The sequence below is a fragment of the Microvirga sp. 2TAF3 genome, assembly GCF_052114965.1.
In the GTDB taxonomy this organism is placed as follows: Bacteria; Pseudomonadota; Alphaproteobacteria; order Rhizobiales; family Beijerinckiaceae; genus Microvirga.
Genome location: NZ_JBFRFT010000024.1, coordinates 41,395 through 60,813, shown reverse-complemented (window position 1 = coordinate 60,813; position 19,419 = coordinate 41,395). Strand labels below are relative to the sequence as shown.

Here is a 19,419-nt window from a genome sequence, read left to right as displayed (position 1 = left end):
GCCGGATGGAGGATCCGCCTTCCACCGCACGCACGATCCGCTCACGCAAGTCTCGAGACAGAGGAGCTGGCATGGGACGCCTCCCGGCCAATCACAACCAACCCTATGGAATCAGCTCTCCCGATTCCACGCAACTGCTGCCCGCTCTAGAGCATCGGGCCCCAAAAGTGGATTCCACTTTTGGGATCAATCCGATGCTCTCTTTTATCGAGAGCGCATCGTTCGGCGCGAACCGAAGGTCCGCGTCAGCGAAAACCGGATCCGCTTTCCCGCACGATACGCTAAGGCCGGTCCGGTCCTTCTCAGGGCAGGGGGGCGGATACGCCCGCCCTCTGGCCCAGCGGGTAGGCGAGAACCTTGTCGATTCGCCTGCCGTCGAGATCCACCACCTCGAAGCGCCAGCCGAAAGCGTCCACATGCTCGCCGGTATTCGGGAGATGCTGGATCTCGCTGATCACTAGGCCGCCCACCGTGTGGTAGCTCCGGTTCTCGGGCAGGGGCACGCCAAGGATTTCCGCCATTTCGTCGACGGGCATGGAGCCTGAGAGCAGCCAGGAGCCGTCGTCCCGCCGCACGGCGTCCGGTTCCGGCGTCTCCACGTCCGAGCGGAAGACGCCGACGATGGCTTCAAGGGCATCCGCCGGGGTCACGACCCCTTCGAAATGGCCGTATTCGTCATGAACGAGCGCCATCGGCACCTTGGAATCGCGCAGGACCGTCAGAGCGTCGAGCGCGTCCAGCGTGTCCGGGACGACAGGCACCGGCCGCATATGCTTGCGGATATCGAGCTCTTCTCCGGCCAGGAGCGCCGCCAGGAGTTCCCGCGATTCGACGACGCCGATCATATTGTCCGGGTTGCGTTCGCTCACTGGCAGCCGTGAATGCGGCGTCCTCATGAGGGTTTCCCGGATCTCCTCGGGATTGTCGTCGAGGTCGATCCAGTCCACATCCGTGCGAGGCGTCATCAGCGCCCGGACCGGCTTGTCGCCCAGGCGGAGCACGCCGCCGATCATGCGGCGCTCCTCCTCCTCGATCACGCCGGCGCTCTCGGCCTCGCCAACGAGCATCTTGAGTTCTTCTTCCGTGACCGTCGTGTCCCCGTCCGAACTTGAGCCGAGCAGGCGGAAGATCAGGCGCGTCGAGGTGTTGAGAAGCCAGACCGCAGGGGCAGCGATCTTCGAGACCAGCCTCATGAAGGGCGCGACCGTGCAGGCAATGCTTTCCGGATGGCGCAATGCCAGCTGCTTGGGCACGAGTTCGCCGACCACGATAGAAAAATAGGTGATCAGGCCGATGACGATACCATAGCCCAGCGGCTCGGCGACGCCCCGGGGAATTCCTTCGGAAACCAGGATTTCCGTGAGTTTGCCGCCGAGGGCGGCGCCGGAGAAGGCACCGGCCAGGATGCCGACGAGGGTGATGCCGATCTGGACCGTGGACAGGAACCGTCCCGAGTCCTCCATGAGGGCAAGGGCCGTGTTGGCGCCGGGGCGGCCCTGCTCGGCCATGGCCTTGAGGCGGGCGCGGCGGGCGGAAACGATGGCAAGTTCGGAAAGCGCGAAAACGCCGTTGAGGGCGATGAGGACGAAGGCGATGACCAGTTCGAGCAACGATGTCAGGAGCTGCTGACCGGATCGGGCCGCGCTTCTCCCCTTCTGTGAAAGCTGACCCTAACATGGAGTGCCGCAGAGGGGGCGTCAATTAAGGCGTGAACATTCCGGTTGCGTCAGCCTGTTTTATTGACAGGATCGCAATTCCTCTTCAGAGGTGAAGGCGCCGCTGATCCCCGCGGGAGAGACCGGACTATCCACGTCCGGCGCCGAAGGCGCAACCGCCCCGGAAACGCTCAGGCCAAAGGACCGCGCGGGAGCTGGCACTCTGGAAAGCGGCGACGTTTCGCGACGTCGCCCACCGACGGGCGTAACCTTCGCTTCGGCGATAGGGAAATCTCTCAGGTCTCGGGACAGAGGGGGCGCAGAACGGGCCTTAGCGGCCCGATGAAACGCGCGCCTATTGAGGGAATCCCATGGCCGAGCCAGTCCGCAGCGACGAGCCGCTTCTGCAAACCCCGCTTCATGCCCAGCATGTGGCTCTCGGCGCCCGCATGGTGCCGTTCGCCGGCTACGACATGCCGGTGCAATATCCGACCGGCATCCTGACCGAACATAACTGGACCCGCGAGCATGCGGGCCTTTTCGACGTCTCCCATATGGGGCAGGCCTTCCTGGTGGCTGAAGACAAGAGCCATGAGACCGCGGCCCGCGCCATCGAGGCCCTGATTCCCGCCGATATTCTGAGCCTCAAGCCGAACCAGCAGCGCTATTCGCAGCTGCTCGCCGATGATGGCGGCATCCTCGACGATCTCATGGTCACCCGCGTCGGTGCGCCGGGGCATGAGGGCTGGCTCTATCTCGTCGTCAACGCCTCCATGAAGGAGGCCGATTATGCTCATATCCAGGCGCGGCTTCCGAAAGGGGTCTCCCTCAACCGCAAGGACGGCCTCGCGCTGATGGCGCTTCAGGGCCCCTCCGCCGCCGCCGTGATCGCCGAGAGGGCGCCGGCCGCCGTCGAGATTGCCTTCATGATGTCCGCCGACGTGCAGATCGACGGAATCTGGTGCCATGTCTCCCGCTCCGGCTACACGGGCGAGGACGGTTTCGAGATTTCCGTCAAGGCCGAGGACGCCGGCAGGCTCTGGGATTCCCTCGCCTCGCATCCGGAAGTGAAGCCCATTGGCCTCGGCGCGCGCGATTCGCTGCGTCTCGAGGCGGGGCTTTGTCTCTATGGCCACGACATCGATCCCACGACCTCGCCCATCGAGGCCGGCCTGAACTGGTCGATCCAGAAGCGCCGCCGCGAGGAGGGGGGCTTCCCCGGCGCAGCGCGTGTGCAGCGCGAGCTGAAGGAAGGTCCGGCCCGCGTGCGCGTCGGCATCCTGCCGGAAGGCCGGGCTCCGGCCCGCGAAGGCGCTGTGATCACCACGCCGGACAGCCGCGAGGTCGGTATCGTCACCTCGGGCGGCTTCGGCCCCACCGTCAACGGCCCGGTTGCCATGGGCTATGTCTCAAAGGACGTTTCCGCTGTCGGGACGGACCTTCACCTTGTGGTTCGCGGCAAGCCGATTCCGGCCAAGATCGCGGCCATGCCGTTCACACCGCATCGCTACAAGCGTTGATCATCCAAGGGGGATTTAAAAAATGACCACGCGTTACACCAAAGATCACGAATATGTCCGCGTCGAGGGCGATGCCGGCATCGTCGGCATTTCCGACTTTGCTCAGTCGCAGTTGGGCGATGTCGTCTTCGTCGAGCTTCCTGCCGTCGGCAAGACCCTGGCGAAGGGCGCGGAAGCCGCCGTCGTCGAGAGCGTGAAGGCCGCGAGCGAAGTCTACGCGCCGGTCTCCGGCGAGGTGGTCGAGGTCAACAGCGCCCTCGAAGACACCCCCGGCACGGTCAACGAAGATCCGGCCGGTCGCGGCTGGTTCCTCAAGCTGCGTATCACGAACCCGAGCGAGCTCGACGGCCTGATGACCGAAGAGCAGTACCAGGAATTCGTGAAGTCGATCTCGTAAAAACAGGATCAGCGATCATGGCCCACGAATATCGCGCGACAATCCGCTGGACAGCCGATGGCTCCGACTTCGCGGAGAACCGCTATAGCCGTGGCCATGTCTGGATTTTCGACGGCGGCATCGAGGTGCCGGCGTCGGCCTCTCCCTCGGTCGTGCCGCTGCCTCTCTCGCGGGAGGACGCGGTCGATCCGGAGGAAGCCTTCGTGGCGGCGGTTTCGAGCTGCCACATGCTGACGTTTCTCTCGATCGCGGCGAAGAAGCGTTACACCATCGATCGTTACGAGGATCGCGCCGTTGGCGTAATGACCAAGAACGACAAGGGCAAGCTTTTCGTCTCGAAGGTGACGCTCGATCCCATCATCGAATTCTCCGGCGAGAAGATCCCGACGTCCGATCAGCTCGCCGAGCTTCATCACCTGTCTCACCAGGAATGCTTCATCGCGAATTCCGTGCTCACGGAAGTCGAGGTGGCGGGCATTCCAAACCACTAACGCATAAGGCTCATACTGATGCGCTATCTCCCCCTCTCCGAGACCGATCGCGGCGAGATGCTCGCGCGGATCGGGGTCAAGTCGGTCGACGATCTCTTCGCCGACATCCCGAAGGACAAGCTTCTCAAAGCCCCCATCGACCTCCCGCGCCGCAAGGGAGAGATGGAAGTCGAGCGCATTCTCTCGCGCATGTCGTCCAAGAACGTATCCGCATCGAGCGTACCGTTCTTTGTCGGCGCGGGTGCCTACAAGCACCATGTTCCGGCGACCGTGGATCACCTGATCCAGCGCTCCGAGTTCCTGACCAGCTACACGCCCTATCAGCCGGAAATCGCGCAGGGCACGCTGCAATATCTGTTCGAGTTCCAGACGCAGGTCGCGGCGCTGACCGGCATGGAAGTGGCGAACGCCTCCATGTATGACGGCTCCACCGGCACGGGCGAAGCCGTGCTGATGGCGCACCGCGTCACGAAGCGCCGCAAGGCTGTGCTCTCGGGTGGCCTCCATCCGCATTACGTCGATGTGGTGAAGACACTCTCCGACATGGCGAGCGACGAAGTCGTGGCGCTTGCTCCCGACGTCTCCGCCACGGAAGACCTGCTGTCGCAGATTGACGACAGCGTCTCCTGCGTCGTCGTGCAGACGCCCGACGTGTTCGGCAATGTGCGCGACCTGAAGGCCATCGCCGAGAAGGCGCATCAGCATGGGGCGCTGCTCGTTGCCGTGTTCACGGAAGCGGTATCCCTCGGGCTGCTGCAATCGCCCGGAAGCATGGGCGCTGATATCGTCGTCGGCGAAGGCCAGTCCATCGGCAACGCGCTCAATTTCGGCGGACCCTATGTGGGCCTCTTCGCGGCGAAGTCGAAATACATCCGCCAGATGCCGGGCCGCCTCTGCGGCGAGACGGTTGATGCGGACGGTAATCGCGGCTTCGTGCTGACGCTCTCCACCCGCGAGCAACATATCCGCCGCGACAAGGCGACCTCGAATATCTGCACCAATTCAGGGCTCTGCACGCTCGCCTTCACCATCCACATGACGCTGCTCGGCGAGGCGGGCCTCAAGCGCCTTGCCCGCATCAACCATGCCAATGCGGTGAAGCTGGCCGATCAGCTCGCTGGCGTGAAGGGCGTCGAGGTTCTCAACAAGACATTCTTCAACGAGTTCACGGTGAAGCTCGCGAAGCCCGCCGCGGAAGTCGTGGAGCGTCTGGCCGAGAAGGGCGTGCTTGCGGGCGTGCCCGTGTCGCGCCTGCTGCCGAAGGCCGGCCTCGACAACCTGCTTCTGGTGGCCTCCACAGAAGTGAACACCGATGATGATCGCGCGGCCTTTGTCGCCGCATTGAAGGAGGTTCTGTGATGTTGAACCGCCAGGGACGTCCCACCGCCGCCGGAGAAGCCGGCTCCAACGAACATTCGACCTTCACCGGCAACAAGGCGCTGGCGCAGGTCGAGCCCTTGCTCTTCGAGATCGGCCGAATCGAGACGACCGGCGTCGACCTCGATGAGCCGGAGACCTTCACGTCGCGCATCGGCGGCCTGGAGCGCAAGGAAGCCATCGGCCTTCCCGGACTTTCCGAGCCGGAGACGATGCGCCACTACGTGCGTCTGTCTCAGATGAACTACGGCATCGATACGGGCCTCTTCCCGCTCGGATCCTGCACGATGAAGCACAATGCGCGCCTCAACGAGCGCATGGCCCGCCTGCCGGGCTTCTCCGACGTGCATCCGCTGCAGCCGGTCTCGACGGTGAAGGGTGCGCTCGAACTCATGAACGAGCTGGCGCGCTATCTGGTGACGCTCACCAACATGACAACCGTCGCGCTCTCTCCGAAGGCGGGCGCGCATGGCGAGCTCTGCGGCATGATGGCGATCAAGGCCGCCATCGAGGCCAAGGGCGAGGGCAAGACCCGCAACGTGGTGCTGGTGCCGGATTCTGCCCATGGCACGAACCCCGCCACGGCGGCGCTGATCGGCTTTGTCGTGAAGCCGGTGCCGGCCCGCGACGACGGCTGGGTGCATGTGGACGACGTGAAGAAGCTGCTCGGCCCCGACGTGGCCGCGATCATGCTCACGAACCCCAATACCTGCGGCCTCTTCGAGAACCAGGTGGCGGAGATCGCCAAGGCGATCCACGATGCGGGCGCCTATTTCTACTGCGACGGCGCGAACTTCAACGCCATCGTCGGCAAGGCGAAGCCGGGCGATCTCGGTGTCGATGCCATGCACATCAACCTGCACAAGACCTTCTCGACGCCTCACGGCGGCGGCGGTCCGGGCTCCGGTCCGGTGGTGCTCTCAGCCCGCCTCGCGCCGTTTGCGCCGGTACCCTTCGTGACGCTGAAGGACGGCGAGCTCACGCTGGTGGAACATGAGGAAGACGCAGCCGAGAAGCCCTTCGGCCGCATGACCGCCTTCAACGGCCAGATGGGCATGTATGTGCGCGCGCTCTCCTACATGCTCTCGCATGGTTCGGACGGCATGAAGCAGGCTTCCGAAGATGCCGTGCTCAACGCCAACTACATCCGCGCATCGCTGTCGGACCTGTTCTCGCAGCCCTTCGGCGACAAGCCTTGCATGCATGAAGTGCTCTTCGACGATACCTGGCTCAAGGACACCGGCGTCACCACGCTCGATTTCGCGAAAGCCATGATCGACGAGGGCTATCACCCCATGACCATGTATTTCCCGCTGGTCGTCCATGGAGCGATGCTGATCGAGCCGACGGAATCCGAATCGAAGACGTCCCTCGACCTCTTCATCGCGACCCTGCGCGATCTCGCCATGGCCGCGAAGAAGGGCGAGACGGAACGCTTCACCGGCGCACCCTACCATGCCCCGCGCCGCCGCCTCGACGAGACCCGCGCAGCCCGCAACCCAGTGCTCAAGTGGACGCCGCCCGCGCCGATGGCGGAAGCGGCGGAGTAAGAACAGCCAATAACCCTCTCCCCTCGCGGGAGAGGGCAATCACGTTGTCATGGCCGGGCTTGTCCCGGCCGTTTCGTTTTGTGAGGCTAGCGCGACTTCACCTCTCCCATGGGGAGAGGTCGGACCTTTAGGTGCGGGTGAGGGGAGTGCGCTATCCGGATAAAGCGCTGCGCTCTTCCCTTCCCCTTGCGGGGAGGAGTTGGAGATGGGGGTCGCAAAGTCGGACCGCTGTGTCGGATTGGCAAGGGCTCAGGCCACTACAGCTTTCCCTCCACCCCGCTTACCCAGTCGTTCCACCCCCACCCTCAATCCCTCCCCGCAAGGGGGAGGGAAGAGCGATGCACCCCATTCCGAGAGCGATCCCGGATCGCCTTCGGCATGGGGGATGACACAGTCGGTCAGACGATCGACCGCACCATCTCCGGCAAGTCTGTCATTCGCTCCAGGATGACCGGCGCTCCAGCCCCTCGCAGCTTGTCGGCATGCCCTGACCCGCAATGCCCGCCGCCCGTGAAGCCGATCACGCGCATCCCGGCGGCAATCGCGGCCTGAACGCCTGCGGGCGAATCCTCGATCACCAGACATTCCGTAGGATGCGCGCTCATTCGGGACGCCGCGTGAAGGAAAAGGTCAGGCGCCGGCTTGCCGCGTTCGACTTCCACGGCGCTGAACACATCCGTGAACAGGTCGTCGAGGCCCGTCACCCGGAGAGAGAGCGCGATCCGCTCGGGCGTCGACGAGGAGGCGACGCAGCGCGGATGGGGGAGGGACAGAATGGCATCGCGAATATCAGGGATCGCGTGCAGGTCCGTTTCGAAACGTGCGAAGAGGGCGCGGTTGGCCCTGGCGCTGAAATCCGGCGGAAGCGGCCGGCCGTGATCGCGCTCGATCTGTGCCATTGCATCCCGCATGCTTCTGCCGACGAAATTGCGCAGGATGTCTTCGAGCGTGTAGGAAAAACCCAGCGCGCTCAGAAACTCCGCTTCGATCTGACAGGCGAGGAGTTCCGAGTCGACGAGAACCCCGTCGCAATCAAAAATCAACAGCATGGATCGCGTCTCAATAAAAAAGCCGCCTTGGAGGCGGCTTTTGATTCCAGCTCAAGGCAAAGCTCTTATTGCAGCTTCGCGCGGACGTCGCCCAGGCTCTTTTCCAGGAGCGAAGCGCCGGTGGGGCCCGACAGTTCGTCCCGCAGGACGCGCTCCGAAGCCTTGATGGCGGTGTCGACGGCGACAGAGCGGACCTCGGCCATGGCCTGGCTCTCCGCCTGGGCGATCTTGGCCTCGGCGGAAGCGGTGCGGCGCTTCACGAAATCCGCCAGCTTCTCCTGCGCCTCGCGTGCAAGGCGCTCGGCCTCTTCCTTGGCGGTGGAAACGATGTCGGCGGCTTCGCGCTCGGCGGCGGCGCGCTTGGACTCGAACTCCTTTAGGAGCTTCTCGGCGTCCTGACGCAGGCGCTTGGCCTCGGCGAGCTCATCGGCGATCCGCTTTCCGCGGGAATCGAGCGAGCCCATCACTTTTCCCGGGACCCCGTAATAGAACAGGATGCCCCAGAAGATGACGAAGGCGACGGCGACCCAGAATTCGGCGCTGGCGAACATGCGGATCTCCTGATCAAGCCTTGGATTGGTCGAGGGCGGCTTCCACCGCCTGCGGAGCCGGAGCCTTGCCGGTCAGGCGCTCGACGATGGCCGCAGCCGTATCGATCGCAATGCCGCGCACATTGGCCATGGCTTCGGTCTTTTTCTGGGCAATGACGGCCTCGGCCTCGGCAAGGCGCTTGGCGAGGTCGCCCTCGAGAGCCTTGCGCTTGGCATCGGTCTCGGCCGACACCTTGGAGCGTGCCTCCTGGGCGAGGGTCTGGGCGCGGCCCTTGGCTTCCGACAGCGCCTTCTCGTAGGCGACACCGGCTTCCTCCGCGCGGGATTTCATCGCGGCTGCCCCGTCGAGATCGCCGGCAATGGTTACGCGGCGGTGCTCGATGATGCCCGAGAGACGCGGCAGAACCAGTTTGGAGAGCAGGGCGTAGAGCACCACGAAGGTGATCGTCAGCCAGATGATCTGACCGGCGTAGGTTTCCGTCTTGAAGGGCGGAAAGCCGACATCTTCGTGAGCGCCGCCATGCGCTTCCGTTGCAGCATGGGTCGTCTGAGCCTGAGCCATGGAGCTGATCCTGATAGGATTCCGTAATCCTAGAAACAATGAATGACGGCGGTGGACCCGCCGTCACCTTTGTCGAAGCGAAGCGCTTCAGCGCTTCGCCCTCCCGATCACCGTTTGAGTATTAGGTGAAGAGAAGGACGAGGGCGACGACGAGGCAGAAGATGCCGAGACCTTCCGCGAGCGCCGCGCCGATGAAGGCGCGAGCGAACTGACCGTCGGCAGCCGACGGGTTGCGCAGGGCGCCCGAGAGGAAGTTGCCGAAGATGTTGCCGACGCCCATAGCGGCGAGGCCCATGCCGATGCAGGCGAGGCCCGCGCCGAGGAACTTGAAAGCAACCGGATCCATCGTGATCTCCTTGAATAGGTGTTGACCGGGAGGGGAGGGGATTAACTCAGCGCAGACCTAGTGGCCCGGGTGCAGCGCGTCGTTGAGGTAGATGCAGGTCAACACCGTGAAGACGTAGGCCTGCAGAGCGGCGACGAGGAACTCGAGCGCCATAAGGGCGACCGCCATGAGAAGCGGAAGCGGAGCGAGGATCGACAGGGCGCCGCCGGCGCCCAGGAGGGCAACCACGAAGCCGGCGAAAACCTTGAGCGCGATGTGCCCCGCGAGCATGTTCGCGAAGAGACGCAAGGAGAGCGAAATCGGCCGTGAGAGGAAGGAGATCAGCTCGATCACGACGATGAAGGGCAGAAGCCAGGCTGGCACGCCCGACGGCACGAAGAGGCCGAGGAAATGGGTGCCGTGCTTGACGAAGCCGTAGACGACCACGGTGCCGATGACCAGGATCGCCAGGGAGAAGGTGACGATGACGTGGCTCGTGACCGTGAAGAAGCCCGGAATCATGCCGAGCAGGTTGGCGGTCAGCACGAACATGAAGAGCGAGAAGACGAGAGGGAAGAACTTCATTCCCTCCTGGCCTGCGGCATCTCTCAAGGTGCCGGCCACGAAATCGTGCAGGATTTCCGCAAGGGACTGGGCGCGGCCCGGAACGACGGCGCGCTTGCGGGTGGCCAGCAGAAGGCCGCCGACGATGACCGCCACGGCTCCGACCATGAACAGGGACGAATTCGTGAAATTGATGACAGGAATGATCGGCTTGATCTGGAATTGCTCAATCGGGCTTGCCATGATCCGCTCTTAAATCGCTTTTGCCTGTCGCCATTCGGCTGGTGGGTTTAGGTTCATCATTGCTTCTCATCGTACCGGGCGCCTTTCAGCATCCCGGCTGCTCGCAGCAGATTGAGCATCCCGGCGCAGAATCCGAGGATGACGCAGACGATGAGCCCCCAGGGAGAGATCCCGAACAGCCGGTCGACGAGCCACCCGACGATTCCACCCGCGATCACTCCGGACACGAACTCCGCCGACAGCCTGAAGGCCTGACCGAGGGCGCTCGAATCCGACTTCGAACGGGTAGCCGATTCCGTCATCTTGCTGCGCTGTGCGGATGCCTTGTCGATCCGCGCATCGAGAGATTTCAGCCTCGCTGTAAGGTTAGCATCGTCGGAGCTGGTCGGCTCCCGACCGTTTTCGTCACTCCGCTTCGTGGGATCCGCCATGGCGTTCTCCTTGATCAAAGCAGTGCGGGAAAAGGTCTGGAATCCCGGCCCCGAAAGCCGCGCGAAACATATGGGGGAGGGTCCCCCCTGTCAAGGACCGTCAAGAAACGGTTAAGTCTCTGATTTGTATGAAAAAACTTAACTTTCGCAACACCTTTGCGTGAAATCGCTCACGATTCTGGGGCTGAACTATGGCTGCGCCCGAAATCTCAGGCGGTTTCGAGAATGCGCTCGGCGCTTTGGAGATCGACCGAGACGAGCTGCGACACGCCCCGTTCCGCCATGGTCACGCCGAACAGGCGATTCATGCGGGCCATGGTGATCGGGTTGTGGGTGATGACGACGAAGCGAGTCTCGGTCTGCCGCGCCATGTCGTCGAGAAGGTCGCAGTAACGCTCCACATTCGCGTCGTCGAGCGGGGCGTCCACCTCGTCCAGAACGCAGATGGGGGAGGGATTCGTGAGGAACACGGCGAAGATCAGCGCGGTCGCCGTCAGCGCCTGCTCGCCGCCCGAGAGTAGGGTCATGCTCTGCGGCTTCTTGCCGGGCGGGCGGGCGAGAATGTCGAGGCCCGCTTCCAGCGGGTCGTCCGAATCGACCAAGGTCAGCTCCGCCGTGCCGCCGCCGAACAGGGTGGTGAACAGGCGCTGGAAATGGGCGTTCACCACGTCGAAGGCAGCCAGCAGGCGCTCGCGGCCTTCGCGGTTGAGGCTGCCGATGGCCCCGCGCAGGCGCTTGATGGCCTCGACCAGATCGTCGCGCTCTGCGGCGATGCTGCCATGCTTGGTCTCGAGCTCCGTCAGCTCTTCCTCGGCGCGCAGATTGACCGCACCCAGGCGCTCCCGGTCCCCTTTCAGGGCGTGGAGCTTGGATTCGATCTCTCCTTGTGACGGCAGCTCGATGCCCTCTTTCAGGCCGGCGAGCTCGATCAGCCCGGCCGGGGTCGTCTCCAGGTTCTCGGCGATGGTGCGCGTGATTTCGGCAAGGCGCTGGATGGCGGCCTCGTGGCGGGCCTGGGAGCCGGCACGCGCTTCGCGGGCAGCGGAGAGGGCTTCCAGGGCAGCGCGGGCGGCACGGTCGGTTTCGGCGAGATGTGTCTCCGCGTCAGCGAGCCGGTCAGCCGCTTCCTTGCGGTTCGCCTCGGCCTGTTCGACCTCGGCGATCAGGGCGCGCCGGCGCATCAGATAGGTGTCGGGTGCTTCGAGGAGCCTCAGGTGCTCGTCCTGCGCACGTTCCAGGCGCTCGCCCAGATCCTCGAGTGCTCTTGCGGCGCGCTCGGCGCGATCGGTCCAGAGACGGATATCGGCAGCGATCGATTCCTGACGGCGGCGGCGCAGCTCCGCCTCATGGACGAGGGATTGCAGCGCGGCCCTCGCTTCCGAAGCCGCGGCGCGGCGCTCGGCCACACGGGTGCGCTCTTCCAGGAGGCGGCTTTCCAGGTCGGGCGCGGGCGCCAGCTCGTGCAGGGCGGCCTCGGCGTCCTGGGCGCGCTCCTGCGCTTCGCTTTCGCTGGCCGAGATGCGCGCCAGGCCCTCCTGCAGGGCCGAGCGGCGCTGGCCGAGTTCCGCCTCGCGGCGTTCGGCATGGGCAAGCCGGGTGCGTGCGGCGTCGAGCGCCTGACGGGCCTGCCGTGCCGATTCGATGGCCTGCATTTCATGAGAGGCGGCGGTGCGAACGGTGTTCAGGGCCTCTTCCGCCTCATAGCGCAGGCGTTCCGCCTCTTCGCGGGCGGCGGCGGCTTCGAGCTCCAGATCGCCCAGGCGATTCTTTTCCGCCAGTCGGCGGGCGGCGGGGGACGGTGCTTCCGCCGCCGTGGTTAAACCGTCCCAGCGCCATAGGTCGCCCTCCTGCGAGACGAGGCGTTGCCCCGGCTTCAGGAGATTGCGCAGGCGAAGCCCGTCCGCCTTGCTGACGATGCCGATCTGCCTCAGACGGCGCTGAAGGGCTGACGGGGCCTGGGACAAATCCGCGAGGGAGGGGACGTTTTCAGGCAGAGCCGGGTCCTCTTCCCCCGTGCCGGTCTCGGCCCAGTGGGAGGGAGCGGTCGGATTGGTGGAGGCGTCGAGATCATCGCCCAGCGCCGCGCCCAGGGCTGTCTCATAGCCTTTCCGGACCGTGATCTGGTCGAGGGCCGGAGGCCAGAGATCGCCCGTCGCGGAGGTGACGAGCTTCGCGAGCGTCCGCGCCTCGGTCTCGAGCCGCTGCGCCTTGCGCTCGGCCTCGTTGAGCGGCTGGCGCGAGCGATTCTCGGCCTCGCGGGCCGCGGCCAACGCCTCGCGGGCGCTGATGACCGACTCTTCCGAGGTCTGTGCCATTTCCTCGGCAATGGCCGCTTCCTCACGCAGGATGTCGATCGGCAGGCCATCTTCGGGGGCGACGGAAAGCGCGGCGATGTCGCGCTCGATCCGCTCCTTCTCGGAGGCGAAGCGGGCCGCCCGCTCCATCTCCTCCCGCATGGCCCGTTCCAGGGCCGCGCGGCGGGCATTGAGGTCGGAGGTCTGGGCTTGGAGGGCGCTCAGCGCCGTTTCGGCCTCGGCAAGCTCGGCTTCGACATTCTGAAGCCGCTCCTCGCTCTCGGCGCGGGCGTCGTCGGCCCCGTCCGTGGTGAGCGCGATCTCGGCTTCCTCGTTGCGCAGGCGCTCGATGGTCGCTTGCGCGTCCGTGCGCTGCGCCGTCTCGCGGGCGAGGTCCCGGTTGATGTCGGCGATGTGGCGCTCGAGCTCCGTCACGCGATCCTTGGAGCGGCGCTCCTCCGATTCGAGCTCGTTGCGGGCATGGGTCAGGCGCTGCAGGGCAGCGGCGGCCCTGGCCTCCGCCTCGCGAAGCGGCGGAATGGCATGAGCTGCGACGGCCTGGGCGGTCGCGGCCTTGGTCTGCTCCTCCGTGCGGTCGGCAACCGCCTTCAGGTCGTCCGCCGCCTGCTGCTCGGAGGAGGCTGCCTGCTCGCGCGCCTCGGCGAAGCCGATGGCGTACATGAGGGCTTCGAGACGGCGAATCTCTGCGGAGAGGTTCTTGTAGCGGGAGGCTTGGCGGCCCTGGCGCTTGAGGCTGTCGACCTGGGTCTCCAGCTCGCGGATCACGTCCTCGACACGCAGCAGGTTGTCCTCGGCCGCCTTCAGCCGCAGCTCCGCCTCGTGGCGGCGGGCATGAAGACCGGCGATGCCGGCGGCGTCTTCGAGAATGCGGCGGCGAGCCTGGGGCTTGGCGGAAATGATCTCGCTGATCTGGCCCTGGCGGACAAGGGCGGGCGAGCGCGCGCCGGTCGCGGCATCGGCGAACAGGATCTGCACGTCGCGGGCGCGGACTTCCTTGCCGTTGATGCGATAGGTCGAGCCTTCCTCACGCTCGATCTTGCGCGAGATTTCCAGCATGTCCGCATCGTTGAAGGCGGCGGGTGCCGTGCGCTCGCCGTTGTCGATGGTGAGCATCACTTCAGCCGAATTGCGGGCCGGGCGGCCGCCGGAACCGGAGAAGATGACGTCATCCATCCCCGAGGCACGCATGTTCTTGTGGGAGTTCTCCCCCATGACCCAGCGCAGGGCCTCGACGAGATTCGACTTGCCGCAGCCGTTCGGCCCGACCACGCCGGTGAGTCCCGGCTCGATCAGGAAATCCATCGGCTCGACGAAGGTCTTGAAGCCGGCGATGCGAAGGCGCGTCAGCTTCATCGACGCGCCTTTCCGTCCCGCCCCGAGAGGGCAGGATGAGAGAGCTTAGGCTCCCAGCAAGGGCTTGATGATCTTCTCAAGCTCATCGATCGACATGCTTCCCGGGTAACGCTGACCATTGATGAAGAAGGTCGGGGTGGAGTCCACTTTGAACTGATCCATAGCCCGGTTCTTCACCGCGTTCACCGCGTCATAAAGTTTCTGGTCCCGCAAGCAAGCGTCGAATTTCTCCTGTGAAAAACCGGCCTGACGCATGATCTGCCGCAGGGCGTCGAGCGGCTTGTCGGTGAAAGCCCAGTTTTTCTGCTGTTCGAAGAGCAGGTCGGTGATCGGGTAATATTTGCTGTCGCCGTCGCAGCGGGCGAGCATGAAACCGGCCGTAGCCAAGGGATCGAGCGGGAATTCACGTAAGGTGAAGCGCACCTTGCCGGTATCGATGTAGCGCTTCTTCAGCTCGGGCCAGGTTTCCTTGTGGAAATGTGCGCAGTGCGAGCAGGTGAGGGAGGCGTACTCGATGATCGTCACCTTGGCGTCCGTCGGTCCCAAGGTCACATCGCCGAGGGGGCCGGGAACCGCCAGATCCTGGACCGCAACGTTCTGCGCAAAGGCTGGCAGGCTCGATGCGAGGAGGGCGGTGGCGGCTGCAGTGCCGAGAAGCTGAAGCGTTTGACGCCGGGTGATCATCTGAAAAATGCTCCCTTAAGAGGTTTCATTCTGCGGTAGAATGAGACGCTTGTCCTGGCAAGCGCCCCGTCCGTCACGCTTTCGTGCGCGCGCCGCCGCTCGAGCCGACGATGGCCTGGCCCAGCCGGTCGAGCGCCGCCTTCAAGGTCTCGTCCTCTATCGGCCCGATCGCCGCGCCGACACGCTCCCGGTCCGCATCGCTGAGCGGTCGCACGACCGGGCGCTTCTTCTCAGCCCGCCGCACCGGCCCCTGTTTCAGGACCAGTTTTCCGATGCAGCGCCAGCCGTAATAGGTGTTGACCCGGTCGATGACGACGGGCGCGAGATGCTGCATTTCGAGGGCAAATGCACTCTCCACCCGCACCACCAGGGTCGCCGGGTCGGGTCTGGTTTCCGGATCGGCATGAGGGCCTTTGCGCTTCCACTCGATCTTAAGCGGCTGGGTAAAACCCGCCAGCCGCTCGCCGACGATATCCGGCCAGGCAACGATCACGTCGGACGTGGCAAACCCTTGCGCTGCAAGGCTCGGACCTAGGCAGACATCGAGGAAATCGGCAAGGGGGCGGGGCCGTGGTCTCGGCTGACGCATGTTGATTTAAATCCAAAAGCCGCGTTGGAATATTCCATCAGGATCGTTATTCCACGTCACATGTTAACGCCCGCCTCGCGCGTCACCAAGCCCGACCCCGCCGACCTGCTCGCCTGGTACGATCGTCACCGGCGCGATCTGCCTTGGCGCGCGAGGCCAGGCGAGACCGCGGACCCTTATCGCGTCTGGCTGTCGGAAATCATGCTGCAGCAGACGACCGTCGTGGCGGTAAAACCCTTCTACCTGCGCTTCCTGGAGCGCTTCCCCACCGTGGACGCCCTCGCCGAGGCGCCCGTGGATGCGGTGATGCAGGCCTGGGCGGGGCTCGGCTATTATTCCCGCGCCCGCAACCTCCATGCCTGCGCCAAGGCTGTGGTCGAGAGGCATGGCGGGCATTTTCCCTCCACCGAGGCCGAACTCCTGAAGCTTCCCGGCATCGGCGCCTATACGGCGGCGGCGGTGGCGGCGATCGCCTTCGATGAAGCGGCTGCGGCGGTCGACGGCAATGTGGAGCGGGTCGTCTCCCGCCTCTTCACGGTCGAGGAGGCTTTGCCAAAGGCGAAGCCGCTGATCCGGGCGTTGACGGAGGATCTCGTTCCCGCAGATCGGCCCGGCGATTTCGCGCAAGCGGTCATGGATCTCGGCGCCACGATCTGTACCCCGAAGCGCCCGGCCTGCGCTCTCTGTCCCTGGATGTCGCCGTGCTGGGCGCGTGCTCAAGGAATGCAGGAGGCCTATCCGAAGAAGCAGAAGAAGGAAGCTGGCCAGCTGCGGCGCGGCGCGGCTTTCGTGATCCTGCGGGCCGATGACAGCATCCTGCTCAGAACCCGCCCGCCGCAAGGCCTTCTGGGCGGCATGGCCGAGACGCCGACCAGCGCCTGGGAGCCCGACTATCAGCCGTCACAGGCGGTTCTCGATGCGCCCATCGAAGCCCGCTGGCAGCGCCTGCCGGGCGTGGTGCGCCATGTCTTCACCCATTTCCCGCTCGAACTGACGGTGCTCTTCGCCAAGGTCCCGAAGGGAACCCCGTCCCCGGACGAGATGCGCTGGACGCCGCGGCGCGCGCTTCAGGACGAAGCCCTGCCCGGGGTGATGAAGAAGGTGCTCTCCCATGCGCTGGGGGATCTGCCGGGTACGAAGAAAGCGCCTGGCGGAAAGCCGGTGAAGAGCGATTAAGCTCATTCATAGCCTCACCCTGAGGAGGTCACGTAGTGACCGTCTCGAAGGGGCGAGGCGTCTCCAGTGCTCTCTGGATCATCCTTCGAGACGCCGCTTCGCGGCTCCTCAGGATGAGGGTAGTGGTTTCATCGAGCGTCTAATTGCCCACGAGCGCCTTTTGACTGCGCTTGAACAAAGCCGCCAATGCATTCGCGACCCGCGCCACGTTCGGCCTGTTGCGGCTGCGGCGGTGCATGACGAGGAACACGTCCTCGATTAGATCGCCCTCTGGCTTCACCACCTGCACGAGATCGGGATCGGAATCGCCGAGCCAGCAGGGCAGGAAGGCTGCGCCTAAGCCCGCCTTCGCGGCCTGATAGCGGATCGGCATGTCGCCGATGCGCGCCGCAATGGTGCGGCCCTGCGCGAATTCGGCGACGTAAGCCGCTTGCCGCGACAGCGTCGGATCCTCCGGCGGCGCGATGACGGCATCAGGGTTCTCTGTGGTGGCGTAGAGAGCGAAGGCGATCTGTCCAACTTTACGCACCACGAGGTCGTCCGTGCCTTCGGGCAGAGTGCGCATGCGCAGGCCGATATCGGCTTCGCCCGAGGCGAGATCGAGTTTACGGCGGGTGGGGATATAGGCGATTTCCACGGGCTCGGCAGCCTTGTGCAGTTCCGCCGAATGCAGCGACAGGAACATGGCGACCGAGGATGTCGCTGTTACCCGCACGGGCGCGTCGGGGTCGGGCCTGTAAGCGGCGGCCGTGCGCGACACCACGCCCGCAGCTTCGCCCATGGGGGAGGCGGTGTCAAAGATCGCCTGGCCTGCTTCCGTCAGTTCGAGATTGTTGGGGCCGCGCTGGAAGAGCGGAACCCCGAGCGTCTCCTCAAGCACCCTGATCCGTCGTGCAACGGTGGGCTGGCTCTGTCCGAGCGCCTTGCCCGCGCCGTTCAGCGATCCATGAACCACCACGGCCAGGAATATCTTGAGGTCGTCCCAGGACGGTTCCGCCTGGGAGTGCCGGGATGGGTCGACAGGAGAAGGAGCCATGAAACGATGTTAAAACTGTTCCGATGTGTCGGCATAGGGGGCTTGGCGTTCCAGGTTGAACTTGAGCCCAACCATCACGCAGCCCGCCGGAAGGCGCAGCCCGCCAGTTTCATGAGAGCAGTCTTCATTCGTGGGGAGGTCGTCGTCCCGGGCCGCGCAGCGGAACCCAGGGTCGTGTGCCGGATCGGGCGCTGATCGCGTCCAACGATCCCGGATCGCCTGACGGCGTCCGGGATGATGTTTCTTGCTATTAATCCGTTCTTACTATGCCGCTAATTCCGCCCGCACCTTGGTGCGGAACTCGTCGATGCAGACGAGCTTTCCGTTGCGCTCCACATACCAGAAGGTCCAGCCGTTGCAGGCGGGCAGGCCCTGCGTCAGCGCACCGATCTTGTGGATCGAACCGATGATGGCGCCGAGCGCGAGCGTTCCGTCGGCGCGCACAGTCGCCTGGAAGCGGCGGCGCTCGTCGACCAGGGTTTCGCCGGCCTTCACATGGCCGCCCTCGATCAGGGACAGGAACGGGACGCGGACCTCCGCGCGCTTCTCCGGGGGAGCCGCGATCGAGACGTCGGAGAGGGTCTCCGCCGCATCGATCCGCGCCCGCGCCGCCTTGGCATAGGTCGGGTCGCGCTCGAGGCCGATGAAATGGCGTCCGAGCTTCTTCGCCACCGCGCCCGTGGTGCCGGTGCCGAAGAACGGGTCGAGCACCACGTCGCCGGGATTGGAGGAGGACAGAAGCACGCGCGCCAGGAGCGCTTCGGGCTTCTGGGTCGGATGAACCTTGCGGCCATCCTCACCCTTCAGGCGCTCTTCGCCCGTGCAGAGGGGGATGAACCAGTCCGAGCGCATCTGCACGTCTTCATTGCCGGCTTTCAGCGCGTCGTAATGGAAGGTGTAGCTCTTCGCCTCAGCGCTTTTCGAGGCCCAGATCATGGTCTCGTGCGCATTGGTGAAGCGGCGCCCCTTGAAATTCGGCATCGGATTGGCCTTGCGCCACACGATGTCGTTGAGGAGCCAGAAATCCAGATCCTGCAGGGCCGCGCCGACCCGGAAGATGTTGTGATAGGAGCCGATGACCCACAGAGTCGCGTTCTTCTTCATCACGCGGCGCACGCCCGACAGCCAGGCGCGGGTGAAGGCATCGTAATCGGCAAAGCTCGAGAACTTGTCCCAGTCGTCGTCGACCGCGTCGACGAGGCTCTGGTCCGGGCGCGTCAGCGCCTGTTCGAGCTGGAGATTGTACGGCGGATCCGCGAAAACGACATCGACGCTCTCGGGCGGAAGCTTTGCGAGATTGGCGATGCAATCGCCGAGAAGGATCTCGTTGAGAGGAAGGGAAGACGGCAGGACGGAAAGGGGCGCTTTGCGCCCCGTCCGAGGCGCCGACGCAGCCCGCCCGGTACGCGAGACATCAATCCGGGTGGCGGCGCCGGCGGCCCCGGTACGCGAGGTACCCATGGGTGATCACCGTTTACGCAACTGACAGTCCGGATCATGACCCGTTAGGGTAAAGACGAAGTTTCCAGCCAAGAAAAAATACGTCTTATT

The 19,419-nt window shown here is 64.7% G+C and carries 18 protein-coding genes and 1 riboswitch; of the genes, 6 read left to right on the top strand and 12 right to left on the bottom strand.

Annotated features, from left to right (window positions below; genetic code table 11):
- Positions 1-302: 302 nt before the first annotated feature.
- A complete protein-coding gene (locus AB4Y97_RS19255; protein ID WP_442000660.1) occupies positions 303-1,610 on the bottom strand; it encodes a hemolysin family protein in 1,308 nt (435 codons plus the stop codon).
- A gap of 169 nt (positions 1,611-1,779) precedes the next feature.
- Positions 1,780-1,872: riboswitch (glycine riboswitch) on the top strand.
- 154 nt (positions 1,873-2,026) lie between these two features.
- Here AB4Y97_RS19255 and gcvT point away from each other — a divergent pair.
- Genes gcvT through gcvPB form a run of 5 tightly spaced genes read left to right on the top strand, consistent with a single transcriptional unit; the run spans position 2,027 to position 6,990 of the window.
- Positions 2,027-3,175 carry a glycine cleavage system aminomethyltransferase GcvT gene (gcvT, locus tag AB4Y97_RS19250; RefSeq protein WP_442000659.1) on the top strand — a complete coding sequence of 383 codons (1,149 nt, stop codon included), beginning with the start codon at positions 2,027-2,029 and terminating at the stop codon, positions 3,173-3,175.
- A 22-nt stretch (positions 3,176-3,197) separates the two neighbouring features.
- Positions 3,198-3,572 carry a glycine cleavage system protein GcvH gene (gene gcvH / locus AB4Y97_RS19245; protein WP_442000658.1) on the top strand — a complete coding sequence of 125 codons (375 nt, stop codon included), beginning with the start codon at positions 3,198-3,200 and terminating at the stop codon, positions 3,570-3,572.
- A gap of 17 nt (positions 3,573-3,589) precedes the next feature.
- Entirely contained in the window at positions 3,590-4,063 is a 474-nt protein-coding gene (locus tag AB4Y97_RS19240; RefSeq protein ID WP_442000657.1) for an OsmC family protein, read from the top strand.
- A gap of 18 nt (positions 4,064-4,081) precedes the next feature.
- Positions 4,082-5,422 (top strand): aminomethyl-transferring glycine dehydrogenase subunit GcvPA, encoded by a 1,341-nt coding sequence (gene gcvPA / locus AB4Y97_RS19235; protein WP_442000656.1) that lies wholly within the window; start codon positions 4,082-4,084, stop codon positions 5,420-5,422.
- The gene (gene gcvPB, locus AB4Y97_RS19230) at positions 5,422-6,990 is read left to right on the top strand and encodes an aminomethyl-transferring glycine dehydrogenase subunit GcvPB (RefSeq protein ID WP_442000655.1); all 1,569 of its coding nucleotides are present in this window, start codon (positions 5,422-5,424) and stop codon (positions 6,988-6,990) included. The genes gcvPA and gcvPB overlap by 1 nt, the downstream gene beginning before the upstream one ends.
- A gap of 398 nt (positions 6,991-7,388) precedes the next feature.
- On the opposite strand, the gene AB4Y97_RS19225 is transcribed toward gcvPB, so the two are convergent.
- The 9 genes from AB4Y97_RS19225 to AB4Y97_RS19185 all read right to left on the bottom strand — a co-directional run bounded on the left by AB4Y97_RS19225 (position 7,389) and on the right by AB4Y97_RS19185 (position 15,656).
- The gene (locus AB4Y97_RS19225; RefSeq protein ID WP_442000654.1) at positions 7,389-8,039 is read right to left on the bottom strand and encodes an HAD family hydrolase; all 651 of its coding nucleotides are present in this window, start codon (positions 8,037-8,039) and stop codon (positions 7,389-7,391) included.
- Between the two features lie 65 nt (positions 8,040-8,104).
- Positions 8,105-8,590 (bottom strand): F0F1 ATP synthase subunit B family protein, encoded by a 486-nt coding sequence (locus AB4Y97_RS19220; protein ID WP_442000653.1) that lies wholly within the window; start codon positions 8,588-8,590, stop codon positions 8,105-8,107.
- Between the two features lie 13 nt (positions 8,591-8,603).
- Positions 8,604-9,152, bottom strand: coding sequence for a F0F1 ATP synthase subunit B family protein (locus AB4Y97_RS19215; protein WP_442000652.1), 549 nt, complete (start codon positions 9,150-9,152; stop codon positions 8,604-8,606).
- 121 nt (positions 9,153-9,273) lie between these two features.
- Positions 9,274-9,498 carry a F0F1 ATP synthase subunit C gene (locus tag AB4Y97_RS19210; RefSeq protein ID WP_009764739.1) on the bottom strand — a complete coding sequence of 75 codons (225 nt, stop codon included), beginning with the start codon at positions 9,496-9,498 and terminating at the stop codon, positions 9,274-9,276.
- Positions 9,499-9,555: 57 nt separating this feature from the next.
- Positions 9,556-10,284 (bottom strand): F0F1 ATP synthase subunit A, encoded by a 729-nt coding sequence (locus tag AB4Y97_RS19205; protein WP_442000651.1) that lies wholly within the window; start codon positions 10,282-10,284, stop codon positions 9,556-9,558.
- Positions 10,285-10,340: 56 nt separating this feature from the next.
- Complete coding sequence (locus AB4Y97_RS19200) at positions 10,341-10,715, bottom strand: AtpZ/AtpI family protein (RefSeq protein WP_442000650.1); 375 nt, start codon at positions 10,713-10,715, stop codon at positions 10,341-10,343.
- Between the two features lie 209 nt (positions 10,716-10,924).
- Entirely contained in the window at positions 10,925-14,383 is a 3,459-nt protein-coding gene (smc, locus tag AB4Y97_RS19195) for a chromosome segregation protein SMC (protein WP_442000649.1), read from the bottom strand.
- Positions 14,384-14,428: 45 nt separating this feature from the next.
- A complete protein-coding gene (locus AB4Y97_RS19190) occupies positions 14,429-15,067 on the bottom strand; it encodes a DsbA family protein (protein WP_442000648.1) in 639 nt (212 codons plus the stop codon).
- Between the two features lie 73 nt (positions 15,068-15,140).
- Entirely contained in the window at positions 15,141-15,656 is a 516-nt protein-coding gene (locus tag AB4Y97_RS19185) for a DUF721 domain-containing protein (protein ID WP_442000647.1), read from the bottom strand.
- A gap of 60 nt (positions 15,657-15,716) precedes the next feature.
- Between AB4Y97_RS19185 and mutY the strand changes: the two genes are divergently transcribed.
- Complete coding sequence (mutY, locus tag AB4Y97_RS19180; RefSeq protein ID WP_442000646.1) at positions 15,717-16,832, top strand: A/G-specific adenine glycosylase; 1,116 nt, start codon at positions 15,717-15,719, stop codon at positions 16,830-16,832.
- 139 nt (positions 16,833-16,971) lie between these two features.
- Here the strand turns inward: mutY and AB4Y97_RS19175 are convergent, their stop codons facing one another.
- Positions 16,972-17,868, bottom strand: a complete 897-nt coding sequence (locus tag AB4Y97_RS19175; protein WP_442000645.1) for a LysR family transcriptional regulator — start codon at positions 17,866-17,868, stop codon at positions 16,972-16,974.
- A gap of 264 nt (positions 17,869-18,132) precedes the next feature.
- On the bottom strand, positions 18,133-19,329 hold the full coding sequence (locus AB4Y97_RS19170; protein WP_442000644.1) for a site-specific DNA-methyltransferase: 1,197 nt from the start codon (positions 19,327-19,329) through the stop codon (positions 18,133-18,135).
- Positions 19,330-19,419: the final 90 nt, after the last annotated feature.